A 19245-nucleotide genomic window follows, 5' to 3' on the forward strand; every position below is an offset into this window, starting at 1 on the left:
GCTCATGCTCCTTCGTCGTGCCGGTTGTCGTGCTGGTTGTCGTCCTGGTGGAGTTGCTCGATGCGTTCGGCGAGGACGCTCCACGTCCTCCAGAACTCGGCGAGCTGGTCCCGCCCCTTAGCGTTGAGCGAGTAGACCTTCCGCGGCGGCCCCTTCTCGGAGGGAACCTTCTCCACGTTCACGAACCCGCGCTGCTCGACACGGACGAGCAGCGCGTAGATCGTGCCTTCCGCGATGTCCGAGAATCCGCGGTCGCGCAGCCACGCGGTGATCTCGTAGCCGTAGGCGGATCTGCGGGCCAGGATCGCCAGCACGATGCCTTCGAGAGTGCCCTTCAGCATCTCGGTCATCTGGTTGCCCATGCCGTCTTCCCCCTCGCTACCAAGCGACGCTGACTACTGGTAGACGGTAACACTAGGTACCGGTAGATAGCAACACTGAATAGCAGCTCGGTGCAGGGGTCCACGTCACGGTCATCCGGCGGGTGGAGCAGGTACCACCATGCGAGCCACGCCGTCACGATCGTCGGCGCGCCGCTTCCCCTCGTCGGCGGGCCCAAGGGGTTGGGCCGATGATCCTCGGGCGGCCCGTCAGGAAGCCACGCGCAGTCGGATCCCGCAGCAGTGCGACGGGCACCTCAGGAGCCGGTCAGGCGCTTGCCGATGCGATCGGGGTCAGGTCAGTTCGCTCCAGAGCGGGTCACCCTGGAAGGACTTCGGGGTGGTAAGGGTGAACTCGCGGAATTCGCGGTGCATGTGGGACTGGTCTGTGTAGCCGGAAGCCGCCGCGACGGCTGCGAGTTCCTCGCCCCGGCTGATGCGACGCAGCGCACCGTGGAATCGGGCAATGCGTGCGGCGTGTTTCGGGCTGATGCCGAGCTGACTGGTGAAGCGCCGCCACAGGCGGGTACGGGACCAGCCGTAGCGCTCAGTCAACGCGGTGATTGACACCTGACCGCCGCTGCGGATGATCCGTCGCCACGCATCAACGATCTCGCCATCGGGGCGGGCGCGTGCGTTGTAGCGACGGACGAGGACGTTGTCCAGCTCCGCGAAGCGCCGCTCCCAGCTCTGCACCTGGTGCAGCTGGTTCGTCAACCTTTCGGCGTCCCGCCCCCAGAGTTCGTCGAGAGCGACGACCGCGTGGCCGAGATCGCGAGGATCGACGTCGAACAGGGCAGGCACGAGCAGCGGCGACAGCTCGACCTCAAGGCAGTCGATGTAAGAACCGTGGACTCGCTCATTGGCGGGTGCCACCCCGCTGACGAGGGCGGCCGAACCGACCGACGTGGCGCTCAGCGATCCTCCTGCACAGTCGATCACGATGCTGACGGTCGGGCTGGGGAGCAAGAGTTCGCTGAATGGCAGGCCGGTGCGTTCCAGGAATCCCACGAGCCGTACGCCAGGGACGGATGGCTGCTGCGCCGGCAGCGCGACGGTCCATTCGCCCCGGGAGCGGCCGACGGGGGCGGCACCGGTCATGTCTGCCGAGTTTAACGCCGGGTTCGCAGACCTGCGATGGACGCCGTCAGCCGGGTGAGCATTTGTCCAAGATCCCGTTGGCTGCGCTGCGGAAACTTGAGCCGCAAGTGGTTCCGCTACGCGCGCACCCACTGCCCGCCGAGCTGTATCGCAAGCAGAGAAAAGGAGGGCTTGATGGAGCACCACGGCGACGACAGGGCGCATCAGGTTGGTCGGTCAGCGCAGCCCGTACCACCACTTCCGGCAGGCGACCGGTTCGACTCCAAGTCGTCGAACTGGGTCCTTACCGAAACGCGTCGGCTGTTCGACATGCTGGGCGACCCACGACCGGGGCACGGGCTGCTGGGGGTCAGTGATCCCGACGTGCACCGCCGCGGTCAAGGCTGGTCGATGTTCGTCGGAGCGGTCACCACGAGGTTCGCCGTACGGATCTTCGAGGCTCGCCTGCCGCCGTCGGCGGACATCACCGACGACCGTTGGCAGTTCGTCGTCGACGGTCGCGGCCGTGCGGTTCCGCTCGGCCCGCCCCGGCGCGGCGACTGGGACGCCGCCGGCATGCACACCCCGAGCTACGTCCGAGGTGAGGTGGATGGTGAGCCGGTCGAGCGGATCTACTACGCCGGGCAGCGCTCGCGGAGAATGAGCGGACCGCGCAGCCGGTATGCGATCGGCTGCCTCGAACGCGAGGACGGGCAGTGGCGTCGACGTCCCGAGCCGGTGCTCTGCGGGGACGCTGGACGGCCGAGCGCCATGGAACCCTTCGTCCTGTGGACCAGCGGCCGGTGGCGGATGTGGTACCTGGCCTGCGTCGGCGAGGTCGGTCGAGGCGAGCAGCCGGACTACGAGCTGCGCTACACCGAGAGCGACGACGGGTTGCGCTGGCAGGCACCCGAACGGTTCGCCACCAGCGCCGAGGGCTTCTTCGACAACACCATTGCCGACGGCTCGCCGGGGTGGCGAATGATCCTCGCTCGTGGCACCAACCTGCACGGGACCACGCCGTTTCCGTCCCAGGGCTTGTGGATCACCGAGAGCGAGGGCCCACCGGCCGGACGGGCCGGCTGGTCCCGGCCGCAACGACTTCTCGACACCGATACCCACGCCGAGCCGTGGTACGCGGCCGGCGTCTGCGGGCCGGCGTGTGTTCTCGACGGCGACGACACCATGCACGTCTTCGCCACCGGCACCCATGCGCCGATCTCCTGGCCCCGTGAGGTGTTCCACCGGTTGCGGGTCCGACAGCTCCCACCGGTGCCCGCGCCGTTCTACCTGGCGACCGGCCGGATCACCTTCCGCCGGCAGCCGCGGGAGTGTACCGACGCCGGTCGTTCTTGAGCTGACGGTCTCGTTGCCGCCCCGGGGCCGACCGGCAGTCCAGCTCGCTGATCGGACAGGGCAGGCAGATGCGCTCCGCCAGGTCGCTACTGACCGTTGAGCACGGAACCGGTGAAGGTGAGGAGAAGTGCGGCGGTCTGCGCCGGATCCTCGATCATGGGTGAGTGTCCAACGCCCGGCAGCAACTCGACTCTCGAGCCCGCAACGGTGCCGTACAGTGCGGCGGTCGAGGAGTGCCACCGCTGGTCCTGCTCGCCGAAGATCACCAGCAGCGGTTTGCCGAGCGCCGTGAGCCGGTCTGGAACCGGACGCGCTTTCAGATAGTCGTCGGACGCTCGTGATGTCGCGGTCAACGCACGGTAGGTCATGCCGCGAGCGTCGTCGACGAGTTGCTGCGGTGTCTCGGATCCCGGGGCGAACGCGGTGCTCAACCCTTGGCGGATCATCCCGTCGGTCCTGAGCCGCCACAGCAGTTGCCCCATCACGGGAAGAAAGATGAGCTGGCCGACAGGCCCGCTCGAGATGAAGGCGTCGATGCGGGGTCCGGTGTCGATGAGCGTCAGTGCGGTCACCAGGTCACCCCGTTGCTCGGCGAGGGCGGTGGCGACATAGCCGCCGGTGGAATGACCGACCGCGATGGCCTGCTTGACGCCGAGCAGGTCCAGTGCCTGGCCGACCCGGCGTGCCTGTTGTGGGATCGCGTAGCCGCCGCCGGCCGGTTTGTCCGACTGGCCGTGGCCGAGCAGGTCGATCCGGATGACGCGATGGGGCGTCGCCAACAGCGGAACCACCCGATCCCACCAGCGGATCGAGCCGCCCAACCCGTGGATCAGCACGAGTGCGGGGGCGTCGTGGGGTCCGTCCTGGCGCACCTGGATGTCCCCACCGTCAAGGGACAGGGTCGAGTTCCCGGTGGCCTCGGCCTCCTGCCACCGGACCGTCGCCGCGTTTCCCAGGAGCAGTCCCACGATTGTGAGAACAGTTGTTGCGGCGATGACACGTCGCCGTCGGCGGCGAGTGCGCCCCACGTGCCGCTCCCGGTCAGGGGACCACTGATCGGCGTCGTCCAACGGGTTGTTGTGGAAAGGTCGCGGAGCAGTCATGTGCCCACTGTCGTCAAGCATGGGTACCGCGGGCTTGAACAAATGTTTCGATCAGCCGTTCGCTCGGCACGCATCGCTCACCGAACACGGTCCGCTGCGGCAGGAGTAGCCGCTCGATTCAGCTACGCCGCAAGCGTTGGTCGGAGTGCCGGCCGCCGTCAAGTGCTGACCAACGAGTCCGGCACGGCACTCACCGCCTTCGTCACCTACGACCGGCGGCTGCTCGAACGCGCCAAGGAAGCAGGACTACCCGTAGCGAGCCCCGGCCAGAACTGACCCGCGGATCCACCACCCTGGTGCGGAGTCCGGCTGCCGTACGGCAGCCGGCGACCCGACCGGGGCCGTTTGCGGCAAGTCGAAACCCGCTCACCGAGAGTCGTCCACCGCGTCGACCCGCCGACCTGCTCCTCCGTTCCCCACCCCGTATCCGACCGGCGGCACGCCGCCCGGACCTTGACCTCAACCAGGCTCGAAGTCCTACGGTTCACCTTCAAGCTCGAGCGTCGCCCCCGGAGTTGAGGAGCAGCCAAGTGATCGTCACCATCATCAGGATCACCGACCGTGCCCGATTCCTCGAGGTTTTCACCACGATCGGAGCGGCGAAGCGGCGTGAGCACGGCTGCCGACGCGCCCAGGTCTTCTTCGATCCCAACGACGCACACCGGGCGTGGTCCATCTTCGACTGGGACGCGAAGGACTATGAAGGGTTCCTCGCGGACCCGGAGATCCCGGCGCTCGCACGACAGCTCGGGCTCCAATCCCCGCCCGTTCACGTCGTCGCCGCGACGGACCTCGACGCCTGACCCGCTCCCTCAGAAGGGATTCGACATGCCTGACCCGTCCGCACGGGCCCGCCGCTTCAGCTCGACAATCGGCGACGACGCGGTCCGCTTCGGCGACGGGATTCTTGTTGCGCCGGGCTTCCGCGATGAGATCGACCGTTCGATGAGCGCCTACCCGGCGTTCTTCGCCGCCGGGGCGCGAGCCGACCTGCCGGCCGCCTATGCGGAAGTCTGGGTGGTAATCAGCGGAGCATTACGGGTGGGTGCCGGAGGCGACGCCGTGACTGTCCGTTCGGGCGACTTCGTGCACGTCCCGGCGCAGGCAGCGGGGATCGTCGAGGCGCTGGAGGACACCACCATGGTGTGTGTCTCGGTACCCGCTCACTAACGCGGCGACGGATGGCAACACCACCCACCAGGCGCCCTTGACCTGCGGGATTGCGGCCGGAGGGCAGCCATGCGAACCACACCGTCACGACCGTCGGTGATCCGCTGCCGCTGAAGTCGAAGATAGTGCACATCCGAGCACCCAGCGCTCGTGCGTATCGGCTGAGAGTCGCCACCTCATTGGCGTCCAGATCACGTCGACCTCTTCCCCGACGTGCGGTTCGTCCCGGAAAGAATGGCTGGCCCAGGTGATTACCTTCTCCCCGCTGCGGGTGGCGCTCCACCATCTGGTTCCGCTGCTGCAGGTTCCCCAGACCGCAATAGACGACGACCAGAACCAGCAATGCGCCAGTGGGAACGCCAAGGGCCGGGTGCCGGAGCCAGTAGCCGGGACGCCATCGGCTGCGGGGTTCTTGCTGGGCCGGGCCAACCGACTGCCCGGTGGTCCATGATTGCTTCCCTCGTGCGGGGCAAAGCCTTCGCCTGATCCACGGGCTGGTCCCTGAGGATCTCCTCGTCGGGCAGCCGTGGACCGTCCCTGGCTCACTCGTTATCGGTGGGCCGGAGGTACCACCATGCGAACCAACCGGCGACCATCGCCGGTGACCCGTTGCCGCTGACTTCACCTAGTACGGCAGCCGCCGTTTGAGATCTGGGGTCCAGATTTACCCGCCGATCCGGGGTCCGATTTCACGCGTCGCCGACAGATTGCCGTATGGTTGGCCGCGATGGAGACGGTGAGTTCAGCGATGGCAGTCCTGCTGCGTGGGATGACGGAGGCCGCCTGGACCATTGAGCGCCACTTCACCGAACTCTGCCTGAACTACCACCTTTTCGTGCCAGATGGCGACCGCGGGCGCAGCCGGTTCGAGGGCACGGATGACGAGGCGCTGATCTGGGGAAGTCGGCTGTCGTTCGACCCGTACGACGGGGTAGGCCAGCCATCGCTCGGCGGACATCTGACGTTCAATGCCATGACGATCAGGCTGCCGCATCTCCCGGTGGAAGTCACGGACTATCCGTCCGAGATCCGCCTCTACCTGCGGCTGACGCTACGCGAGGACGGCTTCACGCTAACCGCCGCGATCGACGTCGACCTCCTCCAGCCACTGTTCAAGTATCCAGCCGGCGAACACACTGTCATGCGCGTCATCGAGGAACTCACCACCTTGGACGATACCGTAGCCGCAGCCCAGCGCGCCGTCACGGCCTTCGCCGAGCACTACTCACTCTTCGACGACATCGGCTTCCCGCGCCGGCAGTAGACATGGAACGCGCGCCTGTTCGACACGACAGTCCACCCACTATGCAAGCAGGCCCGCTATCGGACGAACCAGTAGTCAGGGTCGATCGTCAACAATCACCGCCATTTCCCACTGGTACTGGTCCAGGTTGAGGACGCCCCACTGCTCACCGCTTCGGATTCGATGGAATCGGAAGACGCCGTTCGTGTCGTTGGCGCTGATGATGCAGCGGATCGGCGTCCTTGAGGCGTGGGCGCGAACCCGGTTGCGTACAGCGTCGGCGACGGCCAGCCCGAGCCGCAGCAGGGTGACCTGATCAGCGTCGCTGATCTGCGGCTGCCCATCCTCGAGCAGAGCTACCTCGACAGGCGCGTAGTCCTCCAGATGGAAACTGTTGACCTGGCATTCGTAGTGGGTCAGATCCGGCCAACCCATGCGGGCAAGCGCCGCAGTCGGTGAATCAGACCCGTGGTGTGCGGCGAAGACCAGCGCGCCCTCAGACTCGACTACGCCTCGCGAGACCTTATCGCGTAACTCGTCGTGCATCTCTGCGGCGGGGAGAGCGGCCGTCGAGCCCAGCGGTTGGAGCGCTGCTGCCGCCGACTCGTTCATTCTGATGGTCAACACCTCAGCAGCGTAGGCCGACCATCGGGCGCTCCGCGATCCAGATGACGGCCGACACCTACGGGCACGTCCTGCCGGCGAGGGCTCGTCACGCTGCCTCGGCCATCGACCGAGTGCTCCGGCGAGGAGGAGACGGCGTGACCGCTTGACTGTACTCGGACCCGAGATCACCCGGGACAGTGCTGGTGGGGCGGGCGGGACTCGAACCCGCGACCGAGGGATTATGAGTCCCCTGCTCTAACCGGCTGAGCTACCGCCCCGGCACCGCGCCGGATCTTATCCCGCCCGGTCGATCACCGGCCAGCACGAAGCGACGCCCTCGCTCATCGGCGGCGTCGGCGGAGCAGCACGATGGGCAACGCGAGGATAACAGTGAGCAGCCAGCCGACCACGACGACGCCCCACAGCCACTGCTCGTCCTGGCCGGTCGGGGTGATGAACATGCCGAGGGTCAGCAGGAAGGTCGGCCCGCCGATCGCCAGCGCGACCAGGCCGCTGACGACCATCAGCGGAATCTCCCACCAGGACCGTTTCGCCGGCGTCGCGCCCGACCGCTGACCGCGTGCGGGAGAGCGGTCGGGTCGTCCGGCGCTACGGGGTTGCGGGATGTGCTCCGGGTCGCGCGCCGGCATCAGGACCCGCCGGTCGGCGGGCACCTGGGCGTCGATCATCCGGAGCGCGTCGGGGTGCAGGTGGAACATGGTGGGTTCGATCCGCATGGAGATCGCGTCGGTGCCGATCAGCTGGCGGGCGCCGTCCGGCCAGGCGAGCAGGACGGCGCAGTCGGCGTACCGCACGGTGAGCGGGCCGCCGGGGCCGAGGTAGCTCACCCCCTCACCGCCGACGCGCAGCTCGCCGTCGTCCTCCTTCTCGCGGTACGCGGTGCCGGCGACGGCGTGGGTGGAGCGGGTGGGTGCCGCGGTGAAACCGGCCCAGTCGGCGCGGTGGCCGTCGGGCACCATCAGCAGCGCGGTGGACGTCACCTCCCGCGCCACCTCGTGCAGGTCGGCGACGGTGACCGCCTTCAGCTCCGCCTGGTGTTCCTCGACGGTCAGGGTGCGTTCCCCGGTGAGCACGTTGAAGGCGTACGACGGCAGCCGCGCGGCGTCCACCTCGGCGGTGCCGAGGACGTCCTGCCGCTTGCCGACGGCCGCGTCGAGGTCGGCCTGTTCGATCCGGCCGACCCGCAGCTTGGCGAGGGTGTCGACGAAGCCGCCGAGCACCGCGTCCTGCTTCTGCGGCAGCGCGTCGGCGAGGGCGCGCAGCGTCGCGTACCCGTCGCCGCGCGGGTCGTAGCCGGCGGTGGTCTGGTAGGACAGTCCGGCCTCCTGGCGCAGGGAACGGAACAGCTCGCGCTCCAGCACCTCGGCGAAGAGGCTGGCGGCGGTCGAGCGCCGCACGACCGAGTCCAGCACGACGGCCCGCGAGCCGTTGGCGAAGTACGCGGGCGTGCTCGGCAGCGCCGACGAGGCCGCCGGCACCGGCTGGCGTACGCCGGCGGGCAGCGCCAGCCGCAGGCCGGCCGGAATCCGGTCACCGGCGATCCACAGCACCGCGTTCTCCCGGGTGAACCAGCGGGCGGCCCACTGCCGCAGGTCGTCCGCGGTGAGCGCGGACAGCCCCCACTCGGGGTAGCTGGCCAGGCCGTGGTCGCGGGCGCCGTGCCGCCACAGCGGGATGCTGTCGACGATCGAGTTGCCCCGGCCGCTCCACTCGGTGCGCAGGATCTCCTTCTCCACCTCCAGCCGGTCGGTGGGCAGCGCGGTGAGGTTGGCGCACACGGCGGTGAGGAAGGTGGCGATGTCCTGTTCGGAGCCCTGCATGTGGAACGTGGTCAGGACCGGCGCGGTGGCGCCGTTGAAGTGGTAGTCGGCCACGCCGAGCGGGGCCAGGGCGAGGTGTTCGAGCAGGTGGGTGATGCCGCTGCGGGCCAGCGTCTCGTCGGCGGTGCCGACCCGGAAGGCCAACCCGGCGCGCATCGGACCGCCGGTGGGTGCGAGCAGCGTGGGTACGCCGTCGACGTCGAGGTGTTGGATCATGGCCGGCCGCCCTTCGCGTACGCCTTCTCGCGGTACCGCAGGAACTGCTTCTCGCCGTCGCCCCGCAGGTAGTCGAAGAACGAGGTGTGTCCGATCGCGCCCAGGGCCGCGAACTGTCGCGCCGCCGCCGTCCAGTCCTCCATCAGGCAGTACGCGAAGGCGAAGGTGCTGCGGACCATCGGCCAGCCCCAGGTGTGCCGGAAGGCGGGGTGCCCGACCGAGCGCTGCGCCGCCTCGGCGATCTCGGCGCGGACCCGCGGTGCGGTGAGGTAGGTGCGGGCCGCGTTCAGGCCGCCGTCGTCGAGGGCCTGTTCCAGGTGCGCCTCGACGATCAGGACCGCGTGCGGGCCACCGGCCGGCGCGGCGGCGACGCACTCCCGGGCGAAGCCGTGCGCCCGCTCCCAGTCGCCGCTCCACTTCGGGCAGAACTGTTGCAGCAGTGAGCGCTGCGCCGGGAGGTGGTGCGGCTGGTGCGCGGCGAGCCGGTCGTACCGTCGGCGGGCCTCGGCCTGGCCGAGCTGCAACCCGCGGGCGCTGGTGATCCGCTGGGTCCACGCGGCGGACTCGTCGGGGTGCCGGGCGGTCACGTCGATGAGCACCTGTTCGGCGCGGCGCAGGTGGTCGAAGAACTGGTCGAACTGGTCCCGGCTGACGTGCTGGGCCCGGTGGTCGGTGCGGATCCGCCAGCCGGCGTCGATGAGGTGCGCGCCGAGCATGGTGCCGGGCAGCGGGTCGTCCGGCCGTTCGGCCGCCGTCGCGCGGAGGAAGTCCTCGACGTCGGAGGCGTCGCCGACCTCGTCCACGAGGACGGTCCGCCCGTAGGCGTCCTGGGCGTCGACGACCGCCCGCAGCGCCGGCCAGTCGCGGGCGGCGAGCGCCGCGCGAGCCTCACCGACCTGGGGGTACGCGGCCGCGGCGTCGAAGGTCGGCGGCGTGGGGGGTGCGGTCACGGCGAGGATCATAGGTGATCATCAACCGGCCCGCGGTCCCCCTTTCAGCCGGCGCGCAGGTCGTCCAGGACGGCTCCGGCGGTACGCCAGCCGCTGGCCAGCGCGCCCTGGATGGACGGGCTGTCCCGGTGGTCGCCGGCCACGTACAGCCCGTCGCCGAGGGACACCGGTTTGCGCAGCCGGCCCTGCGGGGGCGGCGCGGCGGGCAACGCGTCGGGGATCACCACGGTGGTGAGGTGGGTCCAGTCGGCGGTGGACCGTCCGTAGAGCCGGGTCAGCTCGGCGCGGACGGCCGGCTCGGGCGGCGCGGACGGGCCGACCACGGACGTGGCCACCAGGTGCCTGCCGTCCGGCGCGTAGCTGGGCGCGGCCCGGCTGATCACCACGGTGTTGGCGACGATCTCCCGGCGGTCGCCGTCGAGCAGCAGGATCGGCTCGTCCAGGGGCGCGGTGTCGGTGCTGTGGTAGTAGGTCGTGTAGCTGTGCGTGCGTACCCGGGGAAGTCGCGGCAGCAGCGTGGTCGCCGCCGGCGGGTCCGTGGCGACCACGACGGCGCGGCAGCCGATGTCGCCGGCCTGGGTGCGCACCCGGCCCGGCGCGACCTCCGCGACCGGGGTGTCCAGGTCGATGAGGTCGGCCGGCAGCGGGTCGGCGATGGCGCGGGGCAGCGCGGCCATTCCCTCGGCGGGCAGCCCGATCCGGCCCCGGGCGAAGGAGCGCAGCACCATGGCGAGGACGTGGCTGGAGGTCTCCAATTCGCGGTCGATGAAGACGCCGGAGAGGAACGGGCGCAGCAGTTCCTCGATGATCGCGTCGGAGAGCCCGGCCCGGCGCAGCGCGGCCTCGCTGGTGGTCTCCGGCGCGGCCAGCAGCCGCTCGGTGGGCAGGGTGGCGGCACCGGCGGCGAGCGCGGCGAAGCGCAGCCGGTCGGACAGGGAGCCGACGCCGGCGAGCGCGGTGCGGGGGGCCGCGGTGGGCTCGCGCAGCGGGTTGACCAGCCGCTTCAGCTCGTCGCCCCGGCGGACGAGCACGCCGGAGGTGAAGTAGCCCAGGTCCAGCCGGTCGACGTCGAGGAGCGTGCCGAGCCGGGGGTAGGCGGTGTTGAGCACCTGGAATCCCCGGTCGAGGAGGTACCCGTCGACCGCGTCGGTGGCCACCCGGCCGCCGAGCCGGCCGCTGGCCTCCAGCAGCCGCCACGGCACCCCGGCGCGGTGCAGCCGCCGGGCCGCGGCCAGGCCGGCCAGCCCTCCGCCCACGATCACCACGTCGGTCTCCGCCAGCATCGCGCTTCCCCCTCGCCCTGGGACCGGTACCGCCGGCTCGGCCACCACACCTCAGTACCCCGATCGCGACCGCCACACCCGGTGCGCCCATCCTGCCCCGGATGTGATGGGAGGGGCCCCTTCCGCTCCGAAAAGCGCGGGGAAGGGACCCCTCCTCACGCCTGCCGGGGCGCGGGAGGGCCGCGTACGACGAACGCCCGTCGGCGCTGCCGACGGGCGTCTGGTGGAGAAGCTCCCCCGATTGGACTCGAACCAATAACCTGCCGGTTAACAGCCGGCTGCTCTGCCAATTGAGCTACAGGGGATCGTGCCGTCACCCGGCGGAAGGATCCCCTTCGCCGTGCGACGGGACAAGAGTACAGGACTCACCCGGGTATCGGTCCAGGGGGTTACTCATCCGATCCGCCGAATCAGTAGGCCAACAAAGCAGACAAATTGCCATCGGGGCACAGGGAGGCATGAGCGGAGAGCAGGATGGGTAGTTAGCTGCCGACAGAGGACGCAGGCGCGAACCGATCGGTCCCGACAGGTTGTACGGCGGACCGACGGAGCGTCAGGTACGAGAGGAGCCGCCATGCGCGGAAAGATCATGTTTCTTGGCGGGCTGGCTGCGGGATTCGTCCTGGGCGCCCGTGCCGGTCGGGAGAAGTACGAGGAGCTGGTGGTCCGGGGTCGCAAGGTGCTCGACCACCCGACCGTCCAGGAGGCGGCCGGTGTCGCGCAGGCCCAGGCCAACCGGCTCTACAGCGAGGGCAAGGACAAGATCGGCCAGTCGAAGCTGGGCGAGAAGCTGAGCACCGGCAACGGTCAGAAGCAGGAGCTGACCGCCGCCGACGACGCGTTCGCCGGCACGCCGGCCTCGGTCGGCGCGAAGTCGGGCACCAGCTCGACGTCGAGCACGTCCTCGGCGACCACCACGCCCCGCAACAGCAAGCCGTCCAGCCCGGGCACCAGCGGCAGCAGCCTCTGACCCACGCACCAACTGAGCGGGCCGGTCACCTGAGGTGACCGGCCCGCTGGCGTGCGTCCGGACCGCCGGCCACGGCGGCAGCGTTCGCCACGCGGTGGAAACACCACCGTGGCAGACTCCGCTGCGGGAGGTGACGGCGATGGTGTCGGTCCGTCCGGAGAACGCCGACCAGGCGCGCCTGGTCACCCTGCTGCGCGACGACGGCCCCCGGTCCCGGGTGGAACTGGGTGACGCGCTGGGCCTGCCCCGCGCGCGACTCACCAGCGAGGTGGAGCGGCTGGTCGCGGCCGGCCTGGTGGAGACCGCCGGCCCCGCCGCGTCCCGCGGCGGCCGGCGCTCGTCGTTGCTGCGCCTCGCCGGGGGCGTGCGCTTCGCCGGTGTCGTCATCGGTACGCGGGAACTGGTCGTCACGGTCACCGACGGGGAACTGACCCCGCTCGCCGAGCTGCGCGAGCCGGTGGACGTGCGGCAGGGGCCGGAGCGGGTGGTCGGTCGGGCCGTCGAGCTGATCGGCAAGCTCCGCGCCGAGCTGGGGCTCGGCCGGCTCACCGGCGTCGGCGTCGCCCTGCCCGGGCCGGTGGACATCCGCGAGGGCGTGCCGGTCTCCCCGCCCCTGCTGCCCGGCTGGCACCGGTTCCCGGTGCGCGACACCATCGCCGCCGAGCTGGGCAGTCCGACGCTGGTCGACGACGACGCCAACGTCGGCGCGCTGGGTGAACGGCACGCCGGCGTCGGACGCACCTTCGACGACTTCCTCTACCTGCGGCTCGGCGCCGGTGTCGGCTGCGGGCTGGTGATCGGCGGCCGGCTGCACCGGGGCGCCACCGGCAGCGCCGGGGACATCGGCCACCTGCGGACGACCGAGGACGGCCCGACGTGCGCGTGCGGCGAGGTCGGCTGCCTCCAGGCGTACTGCGGGGACGCCGGCCTGGTCGACGCGGCGCTGGCGGCGGCGCGCGGCGGCCGCTCCCCCGCGCTGGCCGCCCGACTCGCCGAGGCCGGCGGCCTCACCGTGGCCGACGTGGTGGCGGCGGTGGGCACCGGCGACCCGGCGGCACACGGGGTGGTCCGGGAGGCGGGACGGCGGCTGGGCCAGGCGCTGGTCGGGATGGTCAGCTTCGTCAACCCGGCCATCGTGATCATCGGCGGTACGCCGGCGGGCCTGGGGCACACGCTGCTCGCGGAGATCCGCGCCGTGGTCTACCGCCGGTCGGCGCCGCTGGCCACCGGCACGATGCCGATCGTGCTGTCCGATCTCGACCAGCGGGCCACCGTGATCGGCGCCGCCCGGCTGATCAGCGACCAGGCGTTCGCGCCCGGCTGACCGGTGGCGGCCGGCCGGGGACAGCTCCCCGGCCGGCCACCGAGCGGTCAGTCCTTGCTGCTGAACGCGGCGTCGAAGGCCGCCGAGGGGGCGTCGAAGGCGAGCCGCCGGACGAACTGCAACGCCTCCGGCGCGCCGACCAGGCGGTCCATCCCGGCGTCCTCCCACTCGATGGAGATGGGACCGTCGTAACCGATCGCGTTCAACGCCCGGAAGCAGTCCTCCCAGGGCACGTCGCCGTGGCCGGTGGAGACGAAGTCCCAACCCCGGCGCAGGTCGGCCCAGGGCAGGTGGGAGGCGAGCCGGCCGCGCCGGCCGTCCCCGGTGCGTACCTTCGCGTCCTTGCAGTCGACGTGGTAGATCCGGTCGGCGAAGTCGAAGATGAAGTTCACCGGGTCCAGCTCCTGCCAGACGAAGTGCGACGGGTCCCAGTTGAGCCCGAACGCGGGCCGGTTGCCGATCGCCTCCAGGGTGCGCTTGGTCGTCCAGTAGTCGTAGGCGATCTCGCTCGGGTGCACCTCGTGCGCGAAGCGCACGCCCACCTCGTCGAAGACGTCCAGGATCGGGTTCCACCGGTCGGCGAAGTCCTGGTAGCCGCGCTCGATCATCGATGGCGGCACCGGCGGGAACATCGCCAGGGTGTGCCAGATCGACGAGCCGGTGAAGCCGACGACGGTGTTCACCCCGAGCTTCGCCGCCGCCCGCGCGGTGTTCTTGATCTCCTCGGCGGCCCGCTGACGGACGCCCTCGGGCTCCCCGTCGCCCCAGATTCGCGCGGGCAGGATGTCCTGGTGCCGTTCGTCGATCGGGTGGTCGCAGACCGCCTGGCCGACGAGGTGGTTGGAGATCGTGAACACCTGGAGGTTGTGCTTGGCGAGGGTCTCCCGCTTGCGGTCGACGTACGAGTCGTCGGCCAACGCCTTGTCGACCTCGAAGTGGTCGCCCCAGCAGGCGATCTCCAGGCCGTCGTAGCCCCACTCGGAGGCGAGCCGGCAGACCTCGTCGAACGGCAGGTCTGCCCACTGGCCGGTGAAGAGCGTGATGGGTCGCGCCATTGTCCTTCTCCCCTGATGTGATGGGGATTCCACTGCGTGCGTGACCGGGGCGAGGGGTGACCGGCCAGGCCGTCGTCACGGCGGGCCGGGCACGGACCGGTGGGCACGCGGAGCGCACCTGGGCCCGACGGGTTGCGCCTCCCGCCGGGTCACCGGCCACCTGCACGGTCGCCGCCCCCACTCTATGTGCGCCGGGGCGCGACGCGGAAGACCCGCGCGTTCACCTGGAGCGCGCGTTAACAAGGGCCCCCGGTACAACGCCAGGCGTTAACCGGGGGCCCTTCCTTGCACCTCAGGCGTCGCGGCGCTTCAGGCGTACGACGGCGGCGCCGACCACGGCGACCAGCCAGCCCACGAAGACCGCCAGTCCGGCTCCGGGGGAGAGCAGGTCCGGGTTGGACGAGATGGACATGAACGCCTCGCCCGCGTTGGACGGCAGGTAGGGCGAGACCGCGTCGGAGACGCGCTCCGGCAGCAGCGAGACCACCCCGGGTACGACCAGCAGCAGCGCCACCACGGTGGTGATCGCCCCGGCGGTGTTGCGCAGCAGCGCGCCCACGGCCATGCCGAGCACGCCGACGCCGGCCAGGTAGAACGCCGCGCCGAGCACCGCCCGCAGCACCCCGTCGTCGCCGAGGGAGATGCCCTCGTCGCCGAGGACGCCCTGCGCGCCGAGGAAGGTCAGCAGGGCGGTCGGCACCAGCACGGCGAGCGAGACCCCGGCGAGTACGACGATCTTCCCGACGAGCACCGGCCAGCGCCTCGGCACGGCGGCCAGCGAGGAGCGGATCATGCCGGTGGCGTACTCCCCCGCGACCAGCAGCACGCCGAGCGTGCCGATCAGCAGTTGGGCGAGGTTGACGCCGCCGAGGCTCGCGCCCAGCGGGTCGAGCGAGGAGGGTCCGCCGGGCGGTGCCGGTGTGCCGGCCTCGGGCGGGTTGTCCGCCAGCACGGCGGAGAATGCCAGGCCGAGCCCGGCGAGGAGCACGACGGTGGCGATCACCATGATCACCGAGGAGCGCAGCGAACGGAACTTGATCCACTCGGCGCGGACCACGCGCGCGAAGGTGACCTTCGCGTCGGCGGGCACGGTGGCGGTCGGTCGGCGCAGGGTGTCGGTGCTCATCGGGCGGTCCTTCCGGCAGCGGTGGGCTCGGCGGTGTACTCGACCGCGTCGCGGGTCAACGTCATGAACGCCTCCTCCAGCGAGGTCTGCTGGGTGGACAGCTCGTGCAGGGTGAGGCCGGCCGTGGCGGCCCGGTCGCCGATCTGCTCCCGGGTCAACCCGGTCACCTCCAGCAGGCCGGGCTCGCCGCCGGTCACCGTCACGTCCGGGCCGACCAGCAGGTCACGCAGCCGGGTCGCCTGCGGCGAGCGGACGCGTACGGTGTCGTGCGCGGCCCGCGCGACGAACTCGGCGACGGAGACGTCGGCGATCAGCCGCCCCTTCCCGACCACGATCAGGTGCTCGGCGGTCTGCGCCATCTCGCTCATCAGGTGCGAGGACACGAAGACCGTGCGGCCCTCGGCGGCGAGGCCCTTGAGCAGGTCCCGGATCCAGCGGATGCCGTCCGGGTCGAGGCCGTTGACCGGCTCGTCGAGCATGACCACCTTCGGGTCGCCGAGCAGGGCCGCGGCGATGCCGAGCCGCTGGCCCATGCCGAGGGAGAACCCACCGGCCCGCTTGCCGGCCACCTCGCGCAGCCCGACCAGGTCGATCACCTCGTCGACCCGCCGCCGCCCGATGCCGTGCGTCGCCGCCATGGCGAGCAGGTGGTCGCGGGCCGTGCGGCCGGTGTGCACGGCCTTCGCCTCCAGCAGCGCGCCGACCTCGCGCAGCGGAGCGGGGTGGTCGGCGTACCGGCGACCGCCGACGGTGACGCTGCCGGAGGTCGGCGTATCCAGGCCCAGGACCATCCGCATGGTGGTGGACTTGCCGGCGCCGTTCGGCCCGAGGAACCCGGTGACGACGCCGGGCTTGACCTGGAAGGTCAGGTCGTCGACGGCGACCTTGTCGCCGTAGCGCTTGCTGAGGTTGGTCACGTCAATCATGCGACCAACCGTCGCCCGCGTACCCGACCTCCGGCGTCGGCCGACGGCGGACACCTGCGCGTACCGCGGGTGCGGTACCCGGCCACCGCGCCTACCGCACGCGGACCAACCCGCTCTGGTACGCGATCACGACCAGTTGCGCCCGGTCCCGCGCGCCGAGCTTCGCCATCGCCCGGTTCACGTGGGTCTTGGCGGTCAGCGGGGAGACCACCAGCCGCTCGGCGATCCGCTCGTTGGACAGGCCGGCGGCGACCAGCGTGACGACCTCCCGCTCCCGCTCGGTGAGCACCCGTAGCTGGTCGGGGGTGGCCTGCGGGTCCGGCTCCGGCTGGGCCAGGAACCGGGCGATCAGCCCACGGGTGGCCTTCGGGGACAGCAGCGCGTCGCCCGCGGCGACGGTGCGGATGGCGTCCAGCAGCTCGGCCGGCTCGACGCCCTTGCCGAGGAAGCCGCTGGCGCCGGCCCGCAGCGCCTCGAACACGTACTCGTCCACCTCGAACGTGGTGAGCACCAGCACCCGTACCCCGGCGAGCGCCGGGTCGGCGGTGATCCGGCGGGTGGCCGCCAGGCCGTCCAGCTCGGGCATCCGGATGTCCATCAGCACCACGTCGACCCCGGTGTCGCGGAGCCGGTCGAGCACCTCCCGCCCGGTGGCCGCCTCGGCGACCACGGTCAGGTCCGGTGCGGACTCGACCAGCACCCGGAACCCGGCGCGGAGCAGCTTCTGGTCGTCGGCCAGCAGCACCCGGATCGTCATTCGAGCACCTCCTCGGGCGCGGGCAGTTGCGCGCGGACCAGGAAACCACCACCGGGATGCGGGCCGGCGGTGAGCGTCCCACCGGCCGACTCGGCCCGCTCCCGCATGCCGAGCAGACCCATTCCCGCGCCCGGCGTACCCCCGGGGCCGTCCGGCGCGGAGCCGACGCCGTCGTCGCGTACCTCGATGGTGATGCCGGCGGCGTCGTAGCGCAGCCGGACCGCGACGGCCGCACCGCGCGCGTGCCGGTGGGCGTTGGTCAGGGACTCCTGGATGATCCGGTACGCGGCGACGTCCACCGCCGTGGGCAGCGGGCGGGGCTGCCCGGCCACGGTCCACCGCACCGGCTGCCCGGTGGCGAAGCCCTCCACCAGGGCGTCCAGCCGGTTCAGGCTCGGCGCGGGTTCCACCGGCGCGTCGGTCTCCTCGTCCCGGCGCAGCACCCCGAGCACGGTGCCGAGTTCGTCGAGCACGGTCCGGCTGGCCGCGCGCACGTGCCCGAGCGCTTCCTCGGCCGCGTCCGGCTGCTCGCGCAGGAGGTGCCCGGCCACCCCGGCCTGCACGTTGATCAGCGCGATGTGGTGGGCGACGACATCGTGCAACTCGCGGGCGATGCGCAGCCGTTCCTCGGCGACCCGACGCCGGGCCTCCTGCTCGCGGGTCTGCTCCGCCCGCCGGGCCCGTTCCTCCAGCACCGCGACGTAGGCCCGCCGGCTGCGGACCGCGTCGCCGGCGGCCACCGCGACACCGAACCACAGCACCAGCACCACCGCCGCCGGGTCCCACCAGGAGATGCCGAGGGTGGCCACCGCGGCCGCACCGGTCACCAGCGCGCTGGCCGCGCCGGCCACGACGGCGGTCCGCCGGTCGGTCCGGGTCGCCACGGTGTACGCGGCCAGCGCCACCGTCAGCACGAACGGCCCGCGGGCCTGCTCGGCCAGGATCGACCCGGCCGCCGTGCCGGTGACCACCGCGAGGACCGGCAACGGGTATCGGCGGCGCAGCACCAGGGCTGCGCATCCGGCCAGCGCGATGAGCACCGCGCCCACGCTCAGCGGGTCGCGCGGCGGACCGCCGGGCGGGTCCACCGGCAGCAGACTGACCACGAACAGCAACGCGGCCAGCGCCGTGTCACCGCCGGTCGGGTGCGCCCGGGCCACCCGACGCCACTGCCCGAGGCGTCCCATGCGGCTCAAGGTACGGCAGCCGCCGCCCGATCCCGCGCCTTGCCCGCCACTCCGGGCCACCCGATCCGGTCGCCCACCGCCACCCCAGCCCTGCCCGGCTCGGCCCAGCCCTCCGGCTCGGCCCTTCCCCGGCCCAACCCATCCCCCGGCACAGCGCCCGACCCCACAACCGGCCGCCCTGGCCCGGTCGGCCGGCCGGCCCGACGGTCCAACCCCGCGCCCGACCCAGCGGCGCGATGCAGCCGGCCCGACCCAGCCGGCCCGACCGTGCTGGCGCTGCCGGCTGGGCCCGTCAACCCGACCGCCTCGCCCACCACCCGGGCTCTGCGGGCCCGGCCCTTTCTCCGTGACCGAACCCACCTGGCAGGGTCCGCACCGCCCGGCCCGCACCGCCCGCACCGACTGGTCCCTATTCCCGGCGGCACGATTCGCCGACTCAACATTTCCCTGGGACATAACTATTTCTAGGTGACATAAAGCGTTGGCATGTGGTCGGGTCCCGAAAGGCGGCGCGCCGGACGGGCGCACACCTGACACGTGCGAGGCACAGGGGGCGCGGGGGCCCACGGGACGGACGGGCCGGACGGGGCGCACGGGCGCCGGATGGGTCCGGCACGGGCCTGTGGGCGGGACATGGCACGGGCCCCTGCCGTGGCAGGGGCCCGTGGTGGG

General features: G+C 71.4%; 18 protein-coding genes and 2 tRNA genes. 6 read left to right on the forward strand and 14 right to left on the reverse strand.

Annotated elements, in window-relative coordinates:
• Window positions 1–2: 2 nt before the first annotated feature.
• Window positions 3–362, reverse strand: coding sequence for a PadR family transcriptional regulator (locus D7223_RS04910; protein ID WP_120725173.1), 360 nt, complete (start codon window positions 360–362; stop codon window positions 3–5).
• 312 nt (window positions 363–674) lie between these two features.
• Window positions 675–1481 carry a helix-turn-helix domain-containing protein gene (locus D7223_RS04915; protein ID WP_158610818.1) on the reverse strand — a complete coding sequence of 269 codons (807 nt, stop codon included), beginning with the start codon at window positions 1479–1481 and terminating at the stop codon, window positions 675–677.
• A gap of 309 nt (window positions 1482–1790) precedes the next feature.
• Between D7223_RS04915 and D7223_RS04920 the strand changes: the two genes are divergently transcribed.
• Complete coding sequence (locus tag D7223_RS04920; RefSeq protein WP_120725178.1) at window positions 1791–2816, forward strand: glycoside hydrolase family protein; 1026 nt, start codon at window positions 1791–1793, stop codon at window positions 2814–2816.
• A gap of 86 nt (window positions 2817–2902) precedes the next feature.
• On the opposite strand, the gene D7223_RS04925 is transcribed toward D7223_RS04920, so the two are convergent.
• Window positions 2903–3784, reverse strand: coding sequence for an alpha/beta fold hydrolase (locus D7223_RS04925; protein WP_238161568.1), 882 nt, complete (start codon window positions 3782–3784; stop codon window positions 2903–2905).
• A 665-nt stretch (window positions 3785–4449) separates the two neighbouring features.
• Here D7223_RS04925 and D7223_RS04935 point away from each other — a divergent pair.
• The 3 genes from D7223_RS04935 (at window position 4450) to D7223_RS04950 (ending at window position 6353) form a co-directional block, all read left to right on the forward strand.
• Window positions 4450–4722, forward strand: a complete 273-nt coding sequence (locus D7223_RS04935; RefSeq protein WP_120725180.1) for a hypothetical protein — start codon at window positions 4450–4452, stop codon at window positions 4720–4722.
• A gap of 25 nt (window positions 4723–4747) precedes the next feature.
• Complete coding sequence (locus tag D7223_RS04940; protein ID WP_120725183.1) at window positions 4748–5089, forward strand: cupin domain-containing protein; 342 nt, start codon at window positions 4748–4750, stop codon at window positions 5087–5089.
• Window positions 5090–5816: 727 nt separating this feature from the next.
• The gene (locus D7223_RS04950) at window positions 5817–6353 is read left to right on the forward strand and encodes a hypothetical protein (protein WP_120725185.1); all 537 of its coding nucleotides are present in this window, start codon (window positions 5817–5819) and stop codon (window positions 6351–6353) included.
• Between the two features lie 75 nt (window positions 6354–6428).
• Here the strand turns inward: D7223_RS04950 and D7223_RS04955 are convergent, their stop codons facing one another.
• The 6 genes from D7223_RS04955 to D7223_RS04980 form a co-directional block, all read right to left on the reverse strand.
• Complete coding sequence (locus D7223_RS04955) at window positions 6429–6959, reverse strand: hypothetical protein (protein WP_120725188.1); 531 nt, start codon at window positions 6957–6959, stop codon at window positions 6429–6431.
• A 180-nt stretch (window positions 6960–7139) separates the two neighbouring features.
• Window positions 7140–7216: transfer RNA gene (locus D7223_RS04960), tRNA-Ile, on the reverse strand.
• Between the two features lie 63 nt (window positions 7217–7279).
• A complete protein-coding gene (locus D7223_RS04965; RefSeq protein WP_120725190.1) occupies window positions 7280–8995 on the reverse strand; it encodes a M16 family metallopeptidase in 1716 nt (571 codons plus the stop codon).
• Window positions 8992–9945 (reverse strand): hypothetical protein, encoded by a 954-nt coding sequence (locus tag D7223_RS04970; RefSeq protein WP_147252428.1) that lies wholly within the window; start codon window positions 9943–9945, stop codon window positions 8992–8994. Before D7223_RS04970 ends, D7223_RS04965 begins: the two co-directional genes overlap by 4 nt.
• Before the next feature lie 44 nt (window positions 9946–9989).
• On the reverse strand, window positions 9990–11228 hold the full coding sequence (locus tag D7223_RS04975; RefSeq protein WP_120725194.1) for an NAD(P)/FAD-dependent oxidoreductase: 1239 nt from the start codon (window positions 11226–11228) through the stop codon (window positions 9990–9992).
• Between the two features lie 232 nt (window positions 11229–11460).
• Window positions 11461–11533: transfer RNA gene (locus D7223_RS04980), tRNA-Asn, on the reverse strand.
• Window positions 11534–11802: 269 nt separating this feature from the next.
• Between D7223_RS04980 and D7223_RS04985 the strand changes: the two genes are divergently transcribed.
• Window positions 11803–12198 (forward strand): hypothetical protein, encoded by a 396-nt coding sequence (locus tag D7223_RS04985; RefSeq protein WP_120725196.1) that lies wholly within the window; start codon window positions 11803–11805, stop codon window positions 12196–12198.
• Between the two features lie 139 nt (window positions 12199–12337).
• Entirely contained in the window at window positions 12338–13522 is a 1185-nt protein-coding gene (locus tag D7223_RS04990; RefSeq protein WP_120725798.1) for an ROK family transcriptional regulator, read from the forward strand.
• A gap of 47 nt (window positions 13523–13569) precedes the next feature.
• Here D7223_RS04990 and D7223_RS04995 read toward each other — a convergent pair whose 3' ends face one another.
• The 5 genes from D7223_RS04995 to D7223_RS05015 form a co-directional block, all read right to left on the reverse strand.
• On the reverse strand, window positions 13570–14577 hold the full coding sequence (locus D7223_RS04995) for a sugar phosphate isomerase/epimerase family protein (protein WP_120725198.1): 1008 nt from the start codon (window positions 14575–14577) through the stop codon (window positions 13570–13572).
• 292 nt (window positions 14578–14869) lie between these two features.
• The gene (locus D7223_RS05000) at window positions 14870–15703 is read right to left on the reverse strand and encodes an ABC transporter permease (protein WP_120725200.1); all 834 of its coding nucleotides are present in this window, start codon (window positions 15701–15703) and stop codon (window positions 14870–14872) included.
• The gene (locus tag D7223_RS05005) at window positions 15700–16629 is read right to left on the reverse strand and encodes an ABC transporter ATP-binding protein (RefSeq protein WP_120725202.1); all 930 of its coding nucleotides are present in this window, start codon (window positions 16627–16629) and stop codon (window positions 15700–15702) included. Before D7223_RS05005 ends, D7223_RS05000 begins: the two co-directional genes overlap by 4 nt.
• A 91-nt stretch (window positions 16630–16720) precedes the next feature.
• Complete coding sequence (locus D7223_RS05010; RefSeq protein WP_120725204.1) at window positions 16721–17386, reverse strand: response regulator transcription factor; 666 nt, start codon at window positions 17384–17386, stop codon at window positions 16721–16723.
• The gene (locus D7223_RS05015) at window positions 17383–18573 is read right to left on the reverse strand and encodes a sensor histidine kinase (protein WP_120725206.1); all 1191 of its coding nucleotides are present in this window, start codon (window positions 18571–18573) and stop codon (window positions 17383–17385) included. Before D7223_RS05015 ends, D7223_RS05010 begins: the two co-directional genes overlap by 4 nt.
• Window positions 18574–19245: the final 672 nt, after the last annotated feature.

Source organism: Micromonospora endolithica, assembly GCF_003626595.1.
GTDB lineage: Bacteria > Actinomycetota > Actinomycetes > Mycobacteriales > Micromonosporaceae > Micromonospora > Micromonospora endolithica.

What these genes read in the sequence shown, in the direction of transcription:
- D7223_RS05015 (WP_120725206.1), bottom strand. Translation starts at nt 18,573, where the DNA reads ATGGGACGCCTCGGGCAGTGGCGTCGGGTGGCCCGGGCGCACCCGACC.
- D7223_RS04965 (WP_120725190.1), bottom strand. Translation starts at nt 8,995, where the DNA reads ATGATCCAACACCTCGACGTCGACGGCGTACCCACGCTGCTCGCACCC.
- D7223_RS04995 (WP_120725198.1), bottom strand. Translation starts at nt 14,577, where the DNA reads ATGGCGCGACCCATCACGCTCTTCACCGGCCAGTGGGCAGACCTGCCG.
- D7223_RS05010 (WP_120725204.1), bottom strand. Translation starts at nt 17,386, where the DNA reads ATGACGATCCGGGTGCTGCTGGCCGACGACCAGAAGCTGCTCCGCGCC.
- D7223_RS04975 (WP_120725194.1), bottom strand. Translation starts at nt 11,228, where the DNA reads ATGCTGGCGGAGACCGACGTGGTGATCGTGGGCGGAGGGCTGGCCGGC.
- D7223_RS05000 (WP_120725200.1), bottom strand. Translation starts at nt 15,703, where the DNA reads ATGAGCACCGACACCCTGCGCCGACCGACCGCCACCGTGCCCGCCGAC.
- D7223_RS04915 (WP_158610818.1), bottom strand. Translation starts at nt 1,481, where the DNA reads ATGACCGGTGCCGCCCCCGTCGGCCGCTCCCGGGGCGAATGGACCGTC.
- D7223_RS04985 (WP_120725196.1), top strand. Translation starts at nt 11,803, where the DNA reads ATGCGCGGAAAGATCATGTTTCTTGGCGGGCTGGCTGCGGGATTCGTC.
- D7223_RS04940 (WP_120725183.1), top strand. Translation starts at nt 4,748, where the DNA reads ATGCCTGACCCGTCCGCACGGGCCCGCCGCTTCAGCTCGACAATCGGC.
- D7223_RS04990 (WP_120725798.1), top strand. Translation starts at nt 12,338, where the DNA reads ATGGTGTCGGTCCGTCCGGAGAACGCCGACCAGGCGCGCCTGGTCACC.
- D7223_RS04920 (WP_120725178.1), top strand. Translation starts at nt 1,791, where the DNA reads ATGCTGGGCGACCCACGACCGGGGCACGGGCTGCTGGGGGTCAGTGAT.
- D7223_RS05005 (WP_120725202.1), bottom strand. Translation starts at nt 16,629, where the DNA reads ATGATTGACGTGACCAACCTCAGCAAGCGCTACGGCGACAAGGTCGCC.
- D7223_RS04910 (WP_120725173.1), bottom strand. Translation starts at nt 362, where the DNA reads ATGGGCAACCAGATGACCGAGATGCTGAAGGGCACTCTCGAAGGCATC.
- D7223_RS04950 (WP_120725185.1), top strand. Translation starts at nt 5,817, where the DNA reads ATGGAGACGGTGAGTTCAGCGATGGCAGTCCTGCTGCGTGGGATGACG.